The 13,906-nt window shown below is 72.3% G+C and carries 19 protein-coding genes and 1 tRNA gene; 3 read left to right on the plus strand and 17 right to left on the minus strand.

Annotated elements, in window-relative coordinates:
- Window positions 1-349 precede the first annotated feature (349 nt).
- The 14 genes from VF746_17820 to VF746_17885 form a co-directional block, all read right to left on the minus strand.
- Window positions 350-496, minus strand: a complete 147-nt coding sequence (locus VF746_17820; protein ID HEX8694284.1) for a lasso RiPP family leader peptide-containing protein — start codon at window positions 494-496, stop codon at window positions 350-352.
- A gap of 212 nt (window positions 497-708) precedes the next feature.
- A complete protein-coding gene (locus VF746_17825; GenBank protein ID HEX8694285.1) occupies window positions 709-837 on the minus strand; it encodes a hypothetical protein in 129 nt (42 codons plus the stop codon).
- A gap of 100 nt (window positions 838-937) precedes the next feature.
- A complete protein-coding gene (locus VF746_17830; protein HEX8694286.1) occupies window positions 938-1,060 on the minus strand; it encodes a hypothetical protein in 123 nt (40 codons plus the stop codon).
- 35 nt (window positions 1,061-1,095) lie between these two features.
- A complete protein-coding gene (locus VF746_17835; protein HEX8694287.1) occupies window positions 1,096-2,931 on the minus strand; it encodes an asparagine synthase-related protein in 1,836 nt (611 codons plus the stop codon).
- Entirely contained in the window at window positions 2,928-3,335 is a 408-nt protein-coding gene (locus VF746_17840; GenBank protein HEX8694288.1) for a lasso peptide biosynthesis B2 protein, read from the minus strand. Before VF746_17840 ends, VF746_17835 begins: the two co-directional genes overlap by 4 nt.
- Window positions 3,335-3,655 carry a PqqD family protein gene (locus VF746_17845; protein HEX8694289.1) on the minus strand — a complete coding sequence of 107 codons (321 nt, stop codon included), beginning with the start codon at window positions 3,653-3,655 and terminating at the stop codon, window positions 3,335-3,337. Before VF746_17845 ends, VF746_17840 begins: the two co-directional genes overlap by 1 nt.
- 244 nt (window positions 3,656-3,899) lie before the next feature.
- Window positions 3,900-4,274 carry a hypothetical protein gene (locus tag VF746_17850; GenBank protein ID HEX8694290.1) on the minus strand — a complete coding sequence of 125 codons (375 nt, stop codon included), beginning with the start codon at window positions 4,272-4,274 and terminating at the stop codon, window positions 3,900-3,902.
- A 205-nt stretch (window positions 4,275-4,479) separates the two neighbouring features.
- A complete protein-coding gene (gene yihA / locus VF746_17855) occupies window positions 4,480-5,160 on the minus strand; it encodes a ribosome biogenesis GTP-binding protein YihA/YsxC (GenBank protein HEX8694291.1) in 681 nt (226 codons plus the stop codon).
- 181 nt (window positions 5,161-5,341) lie between these two features.
- Window positions 5,342-5,725 (minus strand): hypothetical protein, encoded by a 384-nt coding sequence (locus VF746_17860; protein HEX8694292.1) that lies wholly within the window; start codon window positions 5,723-5,725, stop codon window positions 5,342-5,344.
- Window positions 5,726-6,089: 364 nt separating this feature from the next.
- Complete coding sequence (gene clpX, locus VF746_17865; GenBank protein HEX8694293.1) at window positions 6,090-7,337, minus strand: ATP-dependent Clp protease ATP-binding subunit ClpX; 1,248 nt, start codon at window positions 7,335-7,337, stop codon at window positions 6,090-6,092.
- 63 nt (window positions 7,338-7,400) lie between these two features.
- Entirely contained in the window at window positions 7,401-8,027 is a 627-nt protein-coding gene (gene clpP, locus VF746_17870; protein HEX8694294.1) for an ATP-dependent Clp endopeptidase proteolytic subunit ClpP, read from the minus strand.
- A gap of 95 nt (window positions 8,028-8,122) precedes the next feature.
- The gene (gene tig, locus VF746_17875) at window positions 8,123-9,421 is read right to left on the minus strand and encodes a trigger factor (protein HEX8694295.1); all 1,299 of its coding nucleotides are present in this window, start codon (window positions 9,419-9,421) and stop codon (window positions 8,123-8,125) included.
- 45 nt (window positions 9,422-9,466) lie between these two features.
- Window positions 9,467-9,547, minus strand: a tRNA-Leu gene (locus VF746_17880).
- Between the two features lie 450 nt (window positions 9,548-9,997).
- Window positions 9,998-10,240, minus strand: a complete 243-nt coding sequence (locus tag VF746_17885) for a hypothetical protein (GenBank protein ID HEX8694296.1) — start codon at window positions 10,238-10,240, stop codon at window positions 9,998-10,000.
- A gap of 474 nt (window positions 10,241-10,714) precedes the next feature.
- Between VF746_17885 and VF746_17890 the strand changes: the two genes are divergently transcribed.
- Both VF746_17890 and VF746_17895 read left to right on the plus strand, forming a co-directional pair.
- The gene (locus VF746_17890; GenBank protein ID HEX8694297.1) at window positions 10,715-10,939 is read left to right on the plus strand and encodes a hypothetical protein; all 225 of its coding nucleotides are present in this window, start codon (window positions 10,715-10,717) and stop codon (window positions 10,937-10,939) included.
- A gap of 193 nt (window positions 10,940-11,132) precedes the next feature.
- Window positions 11,133-11,471, plus strand: coding sequence for a hypothetical protein (locus tag VF746_17895; GenBank protein HEX8694298.1), 339 nt, complete (start codon window positions 11,133-11,135; stop codon window positions 11,469-11,471).
- Between the two features lie 192 nt (window positions 11,472-11,663).
- Here the strand turns inward: VF746_17895 and nth are convergent, their stop codons facing one another.
- The 3 genes from nth to VF746_17910 form a co-directional block, all read right to left on the minus strand.
- Window positions 11,664-12,329 (minus strand): endonuclease III, encoded by a 666-nt coding sequence (gene nth / locus VF746_17900; protein HEX8694299.1) that lies wholly within the window; start codon window positions 12,327-12,329, stop codon window positions 11,664-11,666.
- Between the two features lie 270 nt (window positions 12,330-12,599).
- A complete protein-coding gene (locus tag VF746_17905) occupies window positions 12,600-12,920 on the minus strand; it encodes a hypothetical protein (GenBank protein ID HEX8694300.1) in 321 nt (106 codons plus the stop codon).
- 26 nt (window positions 12,921-12,946) lie between these two features.
- Window positions 12,947-13,423 (minus strand): hypothetical protein, encoded by a 477-nt coding sequence (locus VF746_17910; GenBank protein HEX8694301.1) that lies wholly within the window; start codon window positions 13,421-13,423, stop codon window positions 12,947-12,949.
- A gap of 126 nt (window positions 13,424-13,549) precedes the next feature.
- Here VF746_17910 and VF746_17915 point away from each other — a divergent pair, with 126 nt between their 5' ends.
- Window positions 13,550-13,822, plus strand: a complete 273-nt coding sequence (locus VF746_17915; GenBank protein HEX8694302.1) for a hypothetical protein — start codon at window positions 13,550-13,552, stop codon at window positions 13,820-13,822.
- Window positions 13,823-13,906 lie beyond the last annotated feature (84 nt).

A 13,906-nucleotide genomic window follows, 5' to 3' on the forward strand; every position in this document is an offset into this window, starting at 1 on the left:
GACTCCCAGGGTGGAGAGCGCGTAGCGCGACGCCTGCAGCGGCGTCTGGAGAGGCTCGGCTACAAGGTGGAACTGCGGAAGGCCGCCTGAAGAGCGCGACCCCGGCTCCGTAGTTTCTATTCAGGGAGCGTCCGCGCGTAATTCACCCCGCGCCAATGGTTGGACGCGACCGAGGGATCTACTCCGCGTGTCTGGTGGCCCGGTGCAGTGCGCAGAAGCCGGCCTCGCTCCGGGGTGAGTAGATCCTTCGGTCGCCGCCAAGCATCGTGCCGAGGCAGGTTCGGCGCAGCGGCTCCCTCAGGATGACATCTTCTTTGCACAATCGATCGCAGAATCTGGTATCACTTCGTCAGGCTCTGCCGGGGCCCGGCTGCGGGAAGGGAGGGCCGGGGCGGAAGTTGATGAACTCGAGCGTGCGCCCGTGCTCGCCGCGCGTCTGCTCGACCGCGCTGCCGTGCCTGGTCACCGTCGGGGCGACGTAAGGCTTTCTGTCCATGCTGACATCCTTTCTCTTCCGTGATGCGGCGCAGCCCGTGGCGTGCGCCGCGAACGTTGCCAGCTCCGCCCGCCCTGCTCTCCCTCTTCCGCGGAACACGACGACGACGTGCAGAGAAAACGACCTGGGCCGGTGGGACCTCCGGGCCGCGTCTACTCCTCTACTTCACTGCCTTCCCGCGTCGTCTCCTCCGCGGGCGCTCGTCCACCGGCTCAGCCCAGGGGCCGGCCGCCGCGGAAGCCGATCAGCTCCAGGTTGCGGCCGCCGCGGCCCTGCGTCTGCACGACGGCGCTGCCGTGGGCGGTGACGGTGGGGGCGACGTAAGGCTTCTTCTCGGTCATGTTCGGGTCCTTTCGGTGGATGGGATCCGCGCCTCCGGGCGACGCCGGGAGCGCGGGTCGGTGGCGCGGCGGCGGGATGCCGCCGCGGGTGTCCTGCCGGTCAGCGCTCCTTCGGCCGCCACTCGATCAGCTCGATGAGCACCCCGCGCCGTCCCTGCGTCCGCACCACGGCGCCGCCGTGCGCGGTGACGGTCGGGGCCACGTAGGGCTTCTTCCCGGTCATGCTGACTTCCTTTCCTCTGCGTAACCTTCCGCCGGTCACGCGGCCGAGGCCGCGGCAGCCGGCTGCATCGCTTCCCTCGGGTACCACCGGCCCGACCTCACCACCAGCCACGTCTCCAGCGCCAGCGTGCACAGCAGGTGCGGCAGGTTCTCCACCTCGCCCTGGCGCGCGCGCTCGACGGCCGCGCGGAGCGCATCGGCGCGCACCCAGCCGGCCCGCGCCACCAGCGGGTCGACCAGCAGCGCCCGCAGCCGCGGCGCCTCGCGCTGCAGCGCCCACAGCACGCGCGCGTCGATCCCGCCCTTGCCGCGCCGCGCGCGCACCTCCTCGGGGAGCACGCCGCGCATCGCCTCTCGCAGCACCCACTTGGTGGTCCCCGGACGGGTGCGCAGCGCCACCGGCAGGCCCAGGCCGAGCTCCACCAGCGGGCGGTGCAGGAAGGGGTAGCGCATCTCCAGCCCCTCCTGGAACGGCCCGCGCTCCAGGAACCCCGCCAGCGCCGCCAGCCCCGCGCCGATCTCGTCCGCCCACACGCGCCCCCGCCGCGAGAGCGCCCGCCGCGCCTCGGGCGTGCGCTCGCGCATCCCCGTCCGCCGCGCGAACGCCGGCTCCACCCACGGCGGCACCGTGGCGGGCTCGAGGCGCCGGGCGAGCGGGCGCGGCAGCAGCGGCAGGAGCGCCTCGCGGCCGAAGACGCCGTAGAAGGAGATGCGCTGCGCCACCGCGTGCCGCGTGGCCTCGCGCGCGGCCTCGCGCACGCGGCCCCTCGCCAGCAGGTCGGCCAGGAAGGTGAGCGGCCCGGCCAGGTAGTGGTCCGACCCCTGCCCCGAGAGGAGCACCCGCCCCCCGGCGCGGCGGACCGCGTCGCACAGGCGGCGGTCGCGCGTCCAGTAGGGGAAGTGCGGACGCGGCTCGTCGGCCGCCACCGGCGGCGCCCCGTCGTCCTCCCACGGCCAGGGGTCGCAGAGCGTCTCGTTGCGCACACCCCAGCGGCGGAGCACGGCGCCCGAGAAGCGCGTCTCGTCCCCGTCGCCCAGCGAGTCGACGACGGTGACCGTCCCGCCCACCCCGCCGGGGACCTCGCCCGCCGCGGCCAGCGCCTGGGCCATGCAGACCACCGACGACGAGTCGAGCCCGCCGGAGAGCTGCGACCAGGTGTCGGGCCCGCCCGTCAGCCGGCAGCGCACCGCCTCGGCGAAGAGCGCGCGGAAGCGCTCCACCGCCTCGCGCTCGTCCGCGGCCTCCGCCGGCCGGAAGTCTTCCGCGCGCCAGTAGCGCCGCACCTCCGTCCGCCCGTCCTCGTGCACCAGGATGCCGCCGGGCGGGACGGCGCGGCGCCCCTCCCACACCGTCCGCTCCGGGTCCGCCAGGCCGCCGGCCAGGAAGCCGGAGACGAACGCCTCGTCGAACCCCGCCCCCTCCGCCAGCGCCTCCAGCCGCGAGGAGACCAGCAGCGTGCCGCCGACCGACGCGTGGAAGAGCGGGCGGACCCCGAACGCGTCGCGCGCGGCCACCAGGCGGCGGGCGCGGCCGTCCCACACCACGAAGGCGAAGTCGCCCAGCAGCGCGGGGACCGCCGCCGGCCCACGCGCCTCGAACGCCGCCAGCGCCACCTCCAGGTCCGGCGCGTCCGCCGCCACGGGCCCGGCGCCGCGCAGCACCTCCGCCCGGTTGTCCAGCCGCACGTCCCCCACCGCCGCCAGCGAGCCACGGCGCGCCGTCAACGGACGGAGGAAGGGCGGCCCGGCGGCGCCCGCGAACCCGTCGGCGGCGAGCGTCGCGTCGACGGGGGTCCCCGTCCGGCGCAGGCGGCGCGCGAGATCGCCCGGGAGCGACGGATCGGGCCCGGCGGCGCAGACGAAGGCGCTCATCCGGCCTGGGCGGGCATGGGGAGGAAGGCGGCGACGGTCTCGGGGTCCTCGTTCACCGGCTCGCCGTCCAGCTCCACCCAGGCGTGCGCGGCGAAGGGGAAGGGCTGCACCCCCAGCCTGAGCTCGGCGGGAACGCCGCGGCGGCGCAGCAGCACGTACAGCGCGAGCGACTGCTCCAGGCACACCGCCCGCCCGGGGAAGAAGGCCGCCGCCACCGCCACCGCGTACGCCGTCCGCTCCGCCAGCCCGCGTGGATCGGCGGGGCCAGGGCGGACGACGGCGCCCAGGCCGCGCGCCCGCGCCACCGAGCGCCCGAAGCCCCGCGCCTTCAGGTGCAGCCGCACCGCCAGCAGCAACAGCGCCGCGCGCAGCACGCCGGGCGGCGAGGACCCGCGCGAGCGCATCACGCCGCCTCCAGCACGCCGAGCGAGACGAGACGCGCCGCCAGCGCCGCCGCGTCGCGCTCCAGCACCTCGCGCGGGGCCTCGTACTCGGCCTCCAGCGCGTCCACCGCCTCGGCCAGCGTGGCGCCGCCGCCCAGCAGCTCCCACAGGCGCGTCGCCACCTCGTCCAGCCCGTAGAACTCGCCCGCGCGGTGGTCCAGCAGCACCGTGCGCCCCCCGTCGCGCGTGCAGGTGACGGAAGGCGCCGCGCGGAAGCGCGCGCCCGGCGCCGGGGCGGGCGCCGCGGCCGAAGCCTGCGTGCGTCGGAAGAGGCGGAACAAGAGCGTCGGGCTCCCCGGTTGCGGAAGGACTGTCGAACGTGGCAAGCGGAAGCTATCCCCGCTTCATTTGTGTCGCAATCACGCCGACGCACGTCCTCCGACACTCGTACGCAGTGGACGAAAACCCCAACGGTGTGGACGGATGTGCGTGCGCAGGGTGGCTTAATCCGTACGGTTGTGGACGCGAAGCGGCCCGGGCGCGGAGAGACTCCACGCCCGGGCCGCGGCCGGTCCGAATGGCGCCTTACGGCTTGAGGACGATGGCGGTGTTATTGTTCAGCTCCCAGTCCACCGTTTCGCCGCCGTTCAGCGCCAGCGGCTGCGACACGATCTCCGAGCCGCGCCGCAGCCGCGCCACGAAGCGGTACGAGCCCGAGATCGAGGGCGCGCGGAAGCGCAGCGAAGCGTTCTCGCGCGGCGTCACGCTCCCCAGCAGGTGCCGCTCGCCCTGCAGCGAGACCACGTAGACGGTGGCCGCCGAAGCGATCGCCAGGTTGTTGTGCACCAGCAGGGTGGCCTCCTCCCGCCGGTCCGAGCCGCGCCGCCCGCCGAAGCACCCCGCCAGCAGCGGCAGGGCCAGGACGAGCGCCGCCGCCCGCCGGATGCGCGCGCGCAGCATCTCACTTCCTCCCGTCGAACCTTCGTTTTGGTGGATGATCGACTACCCCGCGAGGGGCATGGGGTGTGCCATCCGCGGCGCACCATCGCCGGCCTCACACGGAGGAAACGGAGCTCACGGAGGATTCTCTCTCCGCTGACTCCGTCGACTCCGTGTGAGGCCAATCAGTTTGGGAGGCCAGTCAGTCTGGAAAGCCTGTGCGGGTTCAGCCGCCCTCCTCTCCGGCATCGTCCTCCCGGTCTTCGTCCCCCTCCTCCCCGCCCTCTCCCTCGCCCGCGTCGGGGAACAGCAGCGCCGAGAGCGTCTCCAGCAGCTCCTCGCGCCCGTCGCCCTTGAGCGCCGAGAAGGCGATCGCCTGGTCGGGGTCGATGCCGAGCTTGCGGACGGCCTTGGCGACGGCCTGCTCGCGCGCGGTGCTGCCCAGCTTGTCGCTCTTGGTGAGCGCGAAGAGCACGGGCACGCCCAGCTCGGCCAGGTAGTCCACCGAGCGCAGGTCGTCCTGCGTGGGCCCGGTGCGCACGTCGATGAGCTGCACCACGCCCACCAGGTCCTTGCTGGCCGAGAGGAAGCCGTGGATCAGCGGCTGCCAGCGGTCGCGCAGCTCCTTCGGCACCCGGGCGAAGCCGTAGCCGGGGAGGTCCACCAGGAAGAAGTCGCCCAGGTCCGAGCGCACGCGGTAGAAGTTGATCTCCTGCGTCTTCCCCGGCTGCTGCGACACGCGGGCGATGGCCGTGCGCGTGCGCCCCAGCAGCCGGTTGATCAGCGAGCTCTTCCCCACGTTCGAGCGTCCCGAGAACGCCACCTGGGCCACGCCCCGCGCCGCCTCGGGCTGGGCCTGCCCGATCTGGCCGATGGCGCCGGCGAACTCGACCGACTTGATCTTCATCGAGTGCGAAAGTGCGAGAGTGCGAGAGTGCGAAAGTGCGAGAGTGCGAGAGTACGGACGTACGAGGTACGGAGTACGATGTGCGAGGACTCTCGCCGCGCGGGGGACGTTCGCACGCGGGGAGGAGAGGCGCAAGGCGGGGGAAGCAAGGCGGGGCGCTCCGGAGGGCGGAGCGCCCCGCTCACTCGGGGTCGCGCAGGGCCTGGATCCAGTCGGGGACGGCGCCCTGCTTGGCGTAGCGGCCGGCGAGGAGGTCCAGGAGCGCCCGCCTTGCCTCGGCGCGGTCGGGCTCGGTGAGCAGGCCTTCGACCAGGAGCGAGAGCGACGCGGCGGCGCTCGCCTCGGAGACCTCGGCCAGCGAGGCCATCTCGCGCGTGAACCACTCGCGCAGCTTGCGCAGCGTCTGCGCGCGCGGCACGGCGGTGCGCCCGTCGACGAAGCTCTGCAGCCACGACGGCGCCATGTCCATGGCGTCGGCCACCTTGCGCAGCGAGGTGCGCTCCACGGCGCGCGCGGCGGCGTAGCGCAGCGTCTCGACCGAAACGCTCGCCCGGGGAGGGCGCATCACGCCCTCCCCGCCGGGGCGGCACGGCCCCGGTGTTCTCTTTGTACACTATGGTTTCTTTTACACTCGGAAGACTACGGCCTCAACGGCGTTCCAACAAGAGCGCTGATTTCGGGCGCATCTGTGCACTCTGTTCACTTTCGTGACGGGAGAGTACGAAAGTACGGAGTACGGGAATGTCGCGCGCCGAAGTTCGTAGGGTCGAGGCATGCCTCGACCGTCGGATGCTCGCCGTGCACCAATACCTGGGGACTCGCCCCTGCAAGCCAACCATCACCACGAACGAAAACGCGCGAGGGCGGCTTCTCCGGCCGCCCTCGCGCTTTCGTACTCCCGTACTTTCGTACTCCCGTACTTCTTTTCCCTACGCTTCCTTCTTCTTCCTCGGCTCCGCGGCCAGGATCAGCAGCGGCGGCACGCTCTCGCTCACGCACTCGGGGGTGACGACGACTTCGCGCACGTCCTCGCGCGAGGGGATGTCGAACATGATGTCGCGCATCAGGTTCTCGATCACCGCGCGCAGCCCCCGGGCGCCCGTGCCGCGCTCGATGGCCTGCTTGGCGATGGCGCGGATGGAGGCGGGGTCGAAGGTGATCCCCACGCCGTCCATCCCGAAGATCTTCTGGTACTGCTTCACCAGCGCGTTCTTCGGCTCGGTGAGGATCTTCACCAGCGCGTCCTCGTCCAGGTTCTCCAGCGTCACCACCACCGGGAGTCTCCCCACCAGCTCGGGGATCAGCCCGAAGCGCAGCAGGTCTTCCGGCTCCACGTCGCGGAAGGGGTTCGCCTTCTCCTCGTCGGTCCGCGCGCCCGGCCCCTCGCCGCTGAAGCCGATCTGCCGCTTGCCCGTCCTGGCCTCGATGATCTTGTCCAGCCCGTCGAACGCCCCGCCGCAGATGAAGAGGATGTGGCGGGTGTTGATCTGGATGTACTCCTGCTGCGGGTGCTTGCGCCCGCCCTGCGGCGGCACCGAGGCGGTGGTGCCCTCCAGGATCTTGAGCAGCGCCTGCTGCACCCCCTCGCCGGAGACGTCGCGCGTGATGGAGGGGTTCTCGCTCTTGCGGGCGATCTTGTCGATCTCGTCGATGTAGATGATCCCCCGCTCGCACTCGGCCACGTTGAAGTCGGCCGCCTGCAGCAGCCGCACCAGGATGTTCTCCACGTCCTCGCCCACGTAGCCCGCCTCGGTGAGCGTGGTGGCGTCGACGATGGTGAACGGCACGTGGAGGATCCGGGCCAGCGTCTGCGCCAGGAGCGTCTTCCCCACCCCGGTGGAGCCGATCAGCATGATGTTGGACTTGTCGAGCTCGACGTCGTCCATCACCCCCTGGTGGTTCACCCGCTTGTAGTGGTTGTAGACCGCCACCGCGAGCGACTTCTTGGCCTGCTCCTGCCCCACCACGTACTGGTCGAGGACCTCCTTGATCTCGACCGGGGTGGGCACGGGGGTGGCCGCGCTGGTGGCCTCCTTGATCTCCTCCTCGGCGAGGATCTCGTTGCACAGCGAGATGCACTCGTTGCAGATGTAGACCGAGGGCCCGGAGATGAACCGCTTCACCGAGTCCTTGGACTTGCCGCAGAAGGAGCAGCGGAGGTGCTTGTCGCTAGGCATGGCGCTACTGCCGGAGGTTGGCGGCCCCGCCGCCGGGGCGGCGGCGGGGCGTTCGGGATGGGATCAGCGGGTCTCGGCCACGGCGTGGGCCACCTCGACCACCTGCCCGCGGTGCTGGATCACGTGGTCGAGCAGGCCGTAGTCCTTCGCCTCCTCGGGGCTCATGAAGCGGTCGCGGTCCAGGTCCTCGGCGATCTTCTGGGGCGTCTGCCCCGTGTTGTCGGCGTAGATCTGGTTCATCCGCTCGCGGATGTACAGGATCTCGCGGGCCTGGATCTCGATGTCGGCCGCCGTCCCCTGCCCGCCGCCCGAGGGCTGGTGCAGCATGATGCGGCTGTTGGGCAGGGCGAAGCGCTTGCCCTTGGTCCCCGCCGCCAGCAGGAAGCTCCCCATGCTCGCCGCGATCCCCATGCAGTAGGTGTTCACGTCGCAGGAGAGGAACTTCATGGTGTCGTAGATGGCCATCCCCGCGTACACGCTCCCGCCGGGGGAGTTGATGTACAGGTAGATGTCCTTCTCCGGGTTGTCGGCCTGGAGGAAGAGGAGCTGCGCGATGATGACGTTGGCGACGTCGTCGTTGATCGAGCTGCCCAGGAACACGATGCGGTCCATCAGCAGGCGCGAGAAGATGTCGTAGCTCCGCTCGCCGCGGCTGGAGCGCTCGATCACGTACGGCGCGTAGATCGGCATGGTGCCTCGTTTTCCGTCTCTCGGGGTTTTCCGCTCTTGCCCCCACGCTCCCGGCGCGGCGCGCCTCGCGTACACCGCCCGGGGCGGCGGGTTCGTCAGCCCAGCGTGTTCTGCTGCCGGAGCCAGTCGAACACCTTGTCCTCGGTGATCTCGGCCTCCAGCGCCTGCATCTGCCCGCGCTTCTCCAGCTCCAGCCACACGTCGCTCTCGGTGCGCCCCTGCGCCCGGGCGATCCGCTCCACGCGCTCGTCCACCTCGTCCTGCGTGGCGCGCAGCCCCTCGCGGTCGGCCAGGTGCTCGATCACCAGGATGCGCTTGAGCGCGGCCTCGGCCTGCGGGCGCATGATCTGGCGCAACTGCGAGATCCGTTCCGCCTGCTCGGGGGTGGGCTCCGGCCGCTTCCCGCCGCGGTCGGGGTCCAGGCCCATCATGAAGTCCAGGTAGCGCGCCACCATCGACTCGGGGACCTCGATGGGGTTGGCCTCGACGATCTGCCCCACCAGGGCGTCGCGCACGGCCTGCTCGGCGCGGCGGCGGGCGTCGTCCTGCAGGTCGGCGCGCACGCGGGCCCTGAGCGCCTCCAGGGTGTCGAACTCGCCCAGCGACCGCGCGAGCTCGTCGTCGAGCGCGGGGAGCTCGCGGCGGCGCACCTCGTCCAGCCGGATGCGCATCTTCTGCGTCTGCCCGCGCAGCTCCTCCTCCACGTAGTCGTCGGGGAAGGTGACGTCGAACTCGCGCTCCTCGCCGGGGAGGAGCTGCATGATGGCGCGCTCGATCGGCTCGATGGCCTGCCCCTCGCCCAGCGCGAAGCGGTACGGCTGCGGCTCGGCGTCCTCCTGGTCGAGCGCGGTGATCTCCACCACCACCTCGTCGCCCTCCCCGGGGCTCGCGCCCTCGACGGGGTGCAGGGCGGCGCGCTCGGCGCGCAGCCGCTCCAGCACGGCGTCCACCTCGGCGTCGCCCACCTGCTCGGAGGGGCGGGGGACCACGAAGCCGCCGGTGCGCGCCAGGGAGAGCTGGGGCTGCACCTCGAACTCCACGTCGTAGTGCAGCTCGCCGCCCTGGCCGTGGTAGTGGAGGTTCTGCACCTCGCCCTGGTTGATCGGCTGCAGTCCCTGGCTGTCGAGCGCTTCCCGGTAGGTGTCCTGGATCACCTTCTCGACGGTCTGCTGCTCGATGGCCGCGCCGAACTGCTTCTCGACCAGCCCCTCGGGGATCTTCCCCTTGCGGAAGCCGGGCATGCGCACGTTGCGCGCGTACTGCGCGGCCACCGAGCGGCGGATCTTCTGCACGCGCTCGCCCGGGACCACGATGGAGAGGCGCCGGCTCGACGACGAGGGCTCGCTGACGGTGACGGTGAGGTCGGTGCCGCTGGTGGTGGTTTCCGCTGCCATTCCGGATCTATCTCGCGCTTGCTTGCGGCCAGGAAGAACGGGGAGTGCGAAAGGGGGGACTCGAACCCCCACGGCCGGAGCCACCAGATCCTAAGTCTGGCGCGTCTACCATTCCGCCACTTTCGCCCGAAACGAACCGCAAGATACAGCCGGGGCGACGGCGAGGTCAACCGAAAGGCACGCCGGGTAACGAAAGGCGCGGCAACGCCCTCGCGCCGTCCACGGTGGATCCCCAGGCGTGCGTAGGCCGAGGGTGCGAAGTGCGAAGTGCTCCCCGGCGGACTCCGGCGCGGCGGCCGGGGGCCCTCTCCCTGGCGCCCGAGGCGCCTGTCCCTCCCCCAAAACAGCCTGGGGGAGGGACCTCGGCGCTTCGCGCGACGAACCCGAGCGCGGGACGACGTGGGGTGCGCGGTTGAAGCCTCGCGGGGTTTGCGAGGCTTTCCGTGGTTCCAGCGGGTGTCTTCAGGCACTCGCGCCGAAACGGCGATCGCCGCGAGAGAAGCGTGGGCTCGCGGCGACCGGGTGTCCTGGGCCTCGCCGCGTACGGCCGCGCGGCACGGCGGACGGGGCCCGGGGTCAGCCCACCTCGGCCGGGGCCATCACGCCCAGCACCCGCTCCATGGCCATGGTGTGGCTGCAGGTGCGGTGGGTGCGGAAGTAGCCGCAGTCGCAGTGCCAGTGGCCTTCGCGGAAGTCGACCTCGTGGTGACCGTTCTTCCCGTCGAACTCTACTTCGAGGCTGCGGAAGTGAATGCGCTCCGGCTCCGAGGCGTACTCCTTCGCCTTCTGGATCTTGTTGATCATCCCGGAATCGAGCATTTCACCCTCCTCGGTGGATGGAAAAACATGAACGCCCGCGCAGCCATCGAGCTACGGGGCGTTCCTCATGGAGCGGTGCAGGGAGCGGGCTCGCTGCAGAAGCCAGGGATTTTCATGACCCACCTCCTCTCCTCGCAGCGAACCGCGGGTGGCGCCGCTCTCACCGGCGCCGACGCGCGGGCGGCGCACGCCGTCCACGCTGTCTGACTGGTCCGAAGCGCAAGGTAATCGCTCCCCCACTCCGCCCGCAACACCCTCGTGAGCGGTCGCGACGGGCCCGCCGCCGCTCGCAAGATCCGTTCTCCGGCCCAATCCCGCGCCGCGCCTGGCTGTCGAGGAGCGGTGGCGGATTCGGCGCGCCGGAGAAAGGCCGCGGCGGAGGAAAAGCAAACGCATGTCGTTGCGGGAACGCCTCTTGCGGCCGGGGCACGGCGTCGGCGCAAGAGGGGAGAGACCGCATACGCTGGAGGGAGCATGGCGGACCTGAAGCAGACCACCCAGACCCCGGGCGGGGGGAGCACCGCGGCCGGCAGCGGGATGACGCCGAAGGGGGCGGAGGGCGACCACAACCACGGCGCGGAGTTCGGCGCCTCCGAGCCCGGCACGGCCGGCACGGACCGCGACTTGGACCGCTCGGGCACCTCGAAGAACCAGGGCCACGGCCATCCGCGCGAGGAGCGCGGCGCGAGCCACGACTGAGAGGTACGGAGTACGGAGTACGAAAGTACGGGCGTGACGAGCCGGCGCGTCCCGCCCGTACTTTCGTGCTTTTCGTCCATCGCCCGTGCACGCCGTGCGAGTTCATTTCTGCCGAAGATTTTCCGAAACCGGGAGATCCGACGGGGGTATCATCCCGCGGTGGTTCGTCATGATTTCTCCCGGAGGGAAAACGATGCGGCCGATGATCGACATGGGGGCGGCGGGCGGCGTGGACCCCGGGCGGCTGGAGCGCGGGGTGGGGCTCCAGACGCTGCGGGTGGGGCCGGGGCAGTACCAGGTGACGGGCGGGCGCGAGGTGCACTGGGTGGACCTGCGCTCGCCCTGGAACCCGCGCTGCGACTGCGGCGACCACCTCTGGCGCGAGCGCGTCTGCAAGCACATCCTGGCCGCCCTGCTGCGCGAGGGAGACCCGCAGGTGATCGCCGCCGTGGGCGCGCTGGTGCGCGAGCTGCGCGCCCGGGCCACCCCGCCGCCCCGCCTCGGGCGCCGCCTGTATCCGATCGGCTCCTGACGCGGCCCGGGGACAATTCGCAGCAGGACAGCGCGTCACGCCGCCGGGCTCCTCCGTATCCTTTGAGCGCCGCCATCGGCGCTCGTCCCAGAGCCGCACGATCCAGAGCAGTTGAAGCCTCGCGCGGTTCGCGAGGCTTTCTGCCGTCGTTGCCGCGGCTTCAGCCGCCCGGACCGGGGGTCGCCGCGCCGCTCACCGGTGCTCGGTCACGCCGACCTGGCGGCAGAATTCGAGGACGGGGCAGGTGGAGCACTTCGGCGCGCGGCCGGTGCAGACGTGCTTGCCGAAGGGGACCAGCAGCTCGTTGATGGTCACCCAGTAGCGCTTCGGGAGCACCTCGCCGAGCGCGGCCATGGTCGCCTCCGGGGTGGAGGCGCGCACGTAGCCCCAGCGGTTGGTCACCCGGTGCACGTGCACGTCCACGCCGATCCGCGGCTCGCCGCAGGCGATCCCCATCACCAGGCTGGTGCACTTGGGGCCCACGCCGTGGAAGCCGAGCATCACCTCCTCGCTGCACGGCAGCTCCCCGCCGTGCCCGGCGACGCACGCGCGGGCGATCTCCAGGATCTGCCGCGCCTTGGCCTCGTGGAAGGCGCAGGTGGCGATCAGCGCGTCCAGCTCCTCCAGCCCCAGCGCGGCGACCTGGGCCGGCGTGCGCGCCCGCGCGAAGAGCCGCCGCGCCGTGGGCAGCGTCACCTCGTCGCGCGTGCGGACGGAGATCAGGCAGGCGGCGAGCTGCTCGAACGCGCCGCCGAACCCCTCGTCGCGCAGCTCGAACAGTGCCGCCCTGGGGAACGGCCGCACCGCCGCCCGGATGCGGCGCATCACCTCGTCGACGTCGAACGGGAGCTTCGGCACGGGGCGCGGACCTCGGCGGCGGAACGCGGGTGATCGGGGAGATGAAGGACGAGCCCGCCGGGACCATCGCGCGTCCCACCCCACGAGACGGGGCGAGTAGATCCCTCGGGTCGCTACCGCGCCCCTCGGGATGACACCGTCTGGCGCGACGACTCACCTCCGCGGGAGCGGGCGGAGCGGACCCGCAGAAAGTGTACAGAGGATACACTGCGGGGGCGCCGGGCGATTCGCAAGCCCCGGCGCCCCCGCAGCCGTGGAGAGCGGCGTCCGTCAGTCCGTGCGCGTGCCGCCGACGGCCGGGTCGCCCTTCCCCTCCCCGCCGCGCTCCTTGATGATCCCCATGGGGGTGTCGGGGCGCTGGTCGCTGGCGGTGTTCGGCTCGCGCTGCCGGTCTTCGGACACGCCGGCCACCTTCTGGCCGAAGCCGCCGGGGCGCTTGCCGGGGTCGTCCTCCAGCCCGGGGGCGGAGAAGTCGGGGCCGCCGTCGGGGGCGTCCTGGAAGCCGGCCTCCGCGAACGCCTCCTCGCCGAGCGGGTCCTCGTTCTCGATCTCGTCCCGGTCGAAGCCCGGGTCCTGCCTGCGCTTGGTCATCACGCCTCCTGTCCGGGGTTCCTCGGTCAGTACCGCAGCCCGCGCCGCGGCTGGATGGTGTACTCGACGTCGTAGCCGTGGCGCTCGGCCCAGCGCCGGAGCGCCCGGTCGCCGCCGCGGCCGTACGTGGGGCTCTCGCGCGGCGGCACGCGCCGGGCCTCGTAGTCGTAGCCGCGGTCGTAGCCGCGCGCCGGCCCGGGGGGCACCCAGCCCACGCCCGCCCCCCAGCCGGCCCACCCCAGCACGGGGTCGAAGCCCAGCGGCGCCATGGCGAACGGCATCCACCCGGTGGCGTCGTACGGCGGGAGCCCGGCCCCGTACCCGGCGTCGTAGCCGCGGAGGTGCCGGTCGTACCCGCGGCTTCGGGGGCGGTCATAGCCGCGGCGGTACCCCCGGTCGTAGCCGCGCCACCCGCCGCCGTACTCGCGTCCGTACCCGCCCGCGCGCCAGCCCCGGCCGTGGCCCGGCGGGTAGTCGCGCCCGTATCTGCCGGATCCTCGCATCTTCGCCTCCTGTCGGGCGTTGCGGCAGCGGGAGGCGTATCCGCAAGGAGCGTGCGTGCCACCCCCGCGGAACGGCGATTGCACCCCCGCCCGCCGAAGCCGTCAGTCCCGGAGGTGGGGTGCCCGATGAGCGTGCTGCTGGTGTGCCTGATCGCGCTGTTCGCCCTCGCCGTGGCCCTCCCCTGGGCCGCGGCGCACTACCTGTCGAGGCTCCCGTACGCCCCCGAGTGCCCGCTCTGCCGGGCCGTCACCGTCGACCCCGGGCGCACCGGGGTGCTCGACCGCGTCTGCGCCGTGGCCGCCACCACGCCGGTGCGGCGGTGCGCGCGCTGCGGCTGGGCCGGGCGCATGCGCTGGCGGCTGGCGGCCGAGCGCGTGCGGCGCCACACGCGCGACTGAGCCTTCCCCGCGTAGCAGCTTTCCACGACCCGGACGGGTCCGTAAGCCACCGTCCGCCCGGTCTTCCGCCTAAGCCGTTCCCCC

The organism is Longimicrobium sp. (assembly GCA_036389795.1).
Lineage (GTDB): Bacteria > Gemmatimonadota > Gemmatimonadetes > Longimicrobiales > Longimicrobiaceae > Longimicrobium.

Excerpts from the sequence above, each read along its gene's own strand:
- VF746_17820 (HEX8694284.1), bottom strand. The coding sequence starts at position 496 with ATGGACAGAAAGCCTTACGTCGCCCCGACGGTGACCAGGCACGGCAGC.
- VF746_17825 (HEX8694285.1), bottom strand. The coding sequence starts at position 837 with ATGACCGAGAAGAAGCCTTACGTCGCCCCCACCGTCACCGCCCACGGC.
- VF746_17830 (HEX8694286.1), bottom strand. The coding sequence starts at position 1,060 with ATGACCGGGAAGAAGCCCTACGTGGCCCCGACCGTCACCGCGCACGGC.
- VF746_17835 (HEX8694287.1), bottom strand. The coding sequence starts at position 2,931 with ATGAGCGCCTTCGTCTGCGCCGCCGGGCCCGATCCGTCGCTCCCGGGC.
- VF746_17840 (HEX8694288.1), bottom strand. The coding sequence starts at position 3,335 with ATGCGCTCGCGCGGGTCCTCGCCGCCCGGCGTGCTGCGCGCGGCGCTG.
- VF746_17850 (HEX8694290.1), bottom strand. The coding sequence starts at position 4,274 with ATGCTGCGCGCGCGCATCCGGCGGGCGGCGGCGCTCGTCCTGGCCCTG.
- yihA (HEX8694291.1), bottom strand. The coding sequence starts at position 5,160 with ATGAAGATCAAGTCGGTCGAGTTCGCCGGCGCCATCGGCCAGATCGGG.
- VF746_17860 (HEX8694292.1), bottom strand. The coding sequence starts at position 5,725 with ATGCGCCCTCCCCGGGCGAGCGTTTCGGTCGAGACGCTGCGCTACGCC.
- clpX (HEX8694293.1), bottom strand. The coding sequence starts at position 7,337 with ATGCCTAGCGACAAGCACCTCCGCTGCTCCTTCTGCGGCAAGTCCAAG.
- clpP (HEX8694294.1), bottom strand. The coding sequence starts at position 8,027 with ATGCCGATCTACGCGCCGTACGTGATCGAGCGCTCCAGCCGCGGCGAG.
- tig (HEX8694295.1), bottom strand. The coding sequence starts at position 9,421 with ATGGCAGCGGAAACCACCACCAGCGGCACCGACCTCACCGTCACCGTC.
- VF746_17885 (HEX8694296.1), bottom strand. The coding sequence starts at position 10,240 with ATGCTCGATTCCGGGATGATCAACAAGATCCAGAAGGCGAAGGAGTAC.
- VF746_17890 (HEX8694297.1), top strand. The coding sequence starts at position 10,715 with ATGGCGGACCTGAAGCAGACCACCCAGACCCCGGGCGGGGGGAGCACC.
- VF746_17895 (HEX8694298.1), top strand. The coding sequence starts at position 11,133 with ATGCGGCCGATGATCGACATGGGGGCGGCGGGCGGCGTGGACCCCGGG.
- VF746_17905 (HEX8694300.1), bottom strand. The coding sequence starts at position 12,920 with ATGACCAAGCGCAGGCAGGACCCGGGCTTCGACCGGGACGAGATCGAG.
- VF746_17910 (HEX8694301.1), bottom strand. The coding sequence starts at position 13,423 with ATGCGAGGATCCGGCAGATACGGGCGCGACTACCCGCCGGGCCACGGC.
- VF746_17915 (HEX8694302.1), top strand. The coding sequence starts at position 13,550 with ATGAGCGTGCTGCTGGTGTGCCTGATCGCGCTGTTCGCCCTCGCCGTG.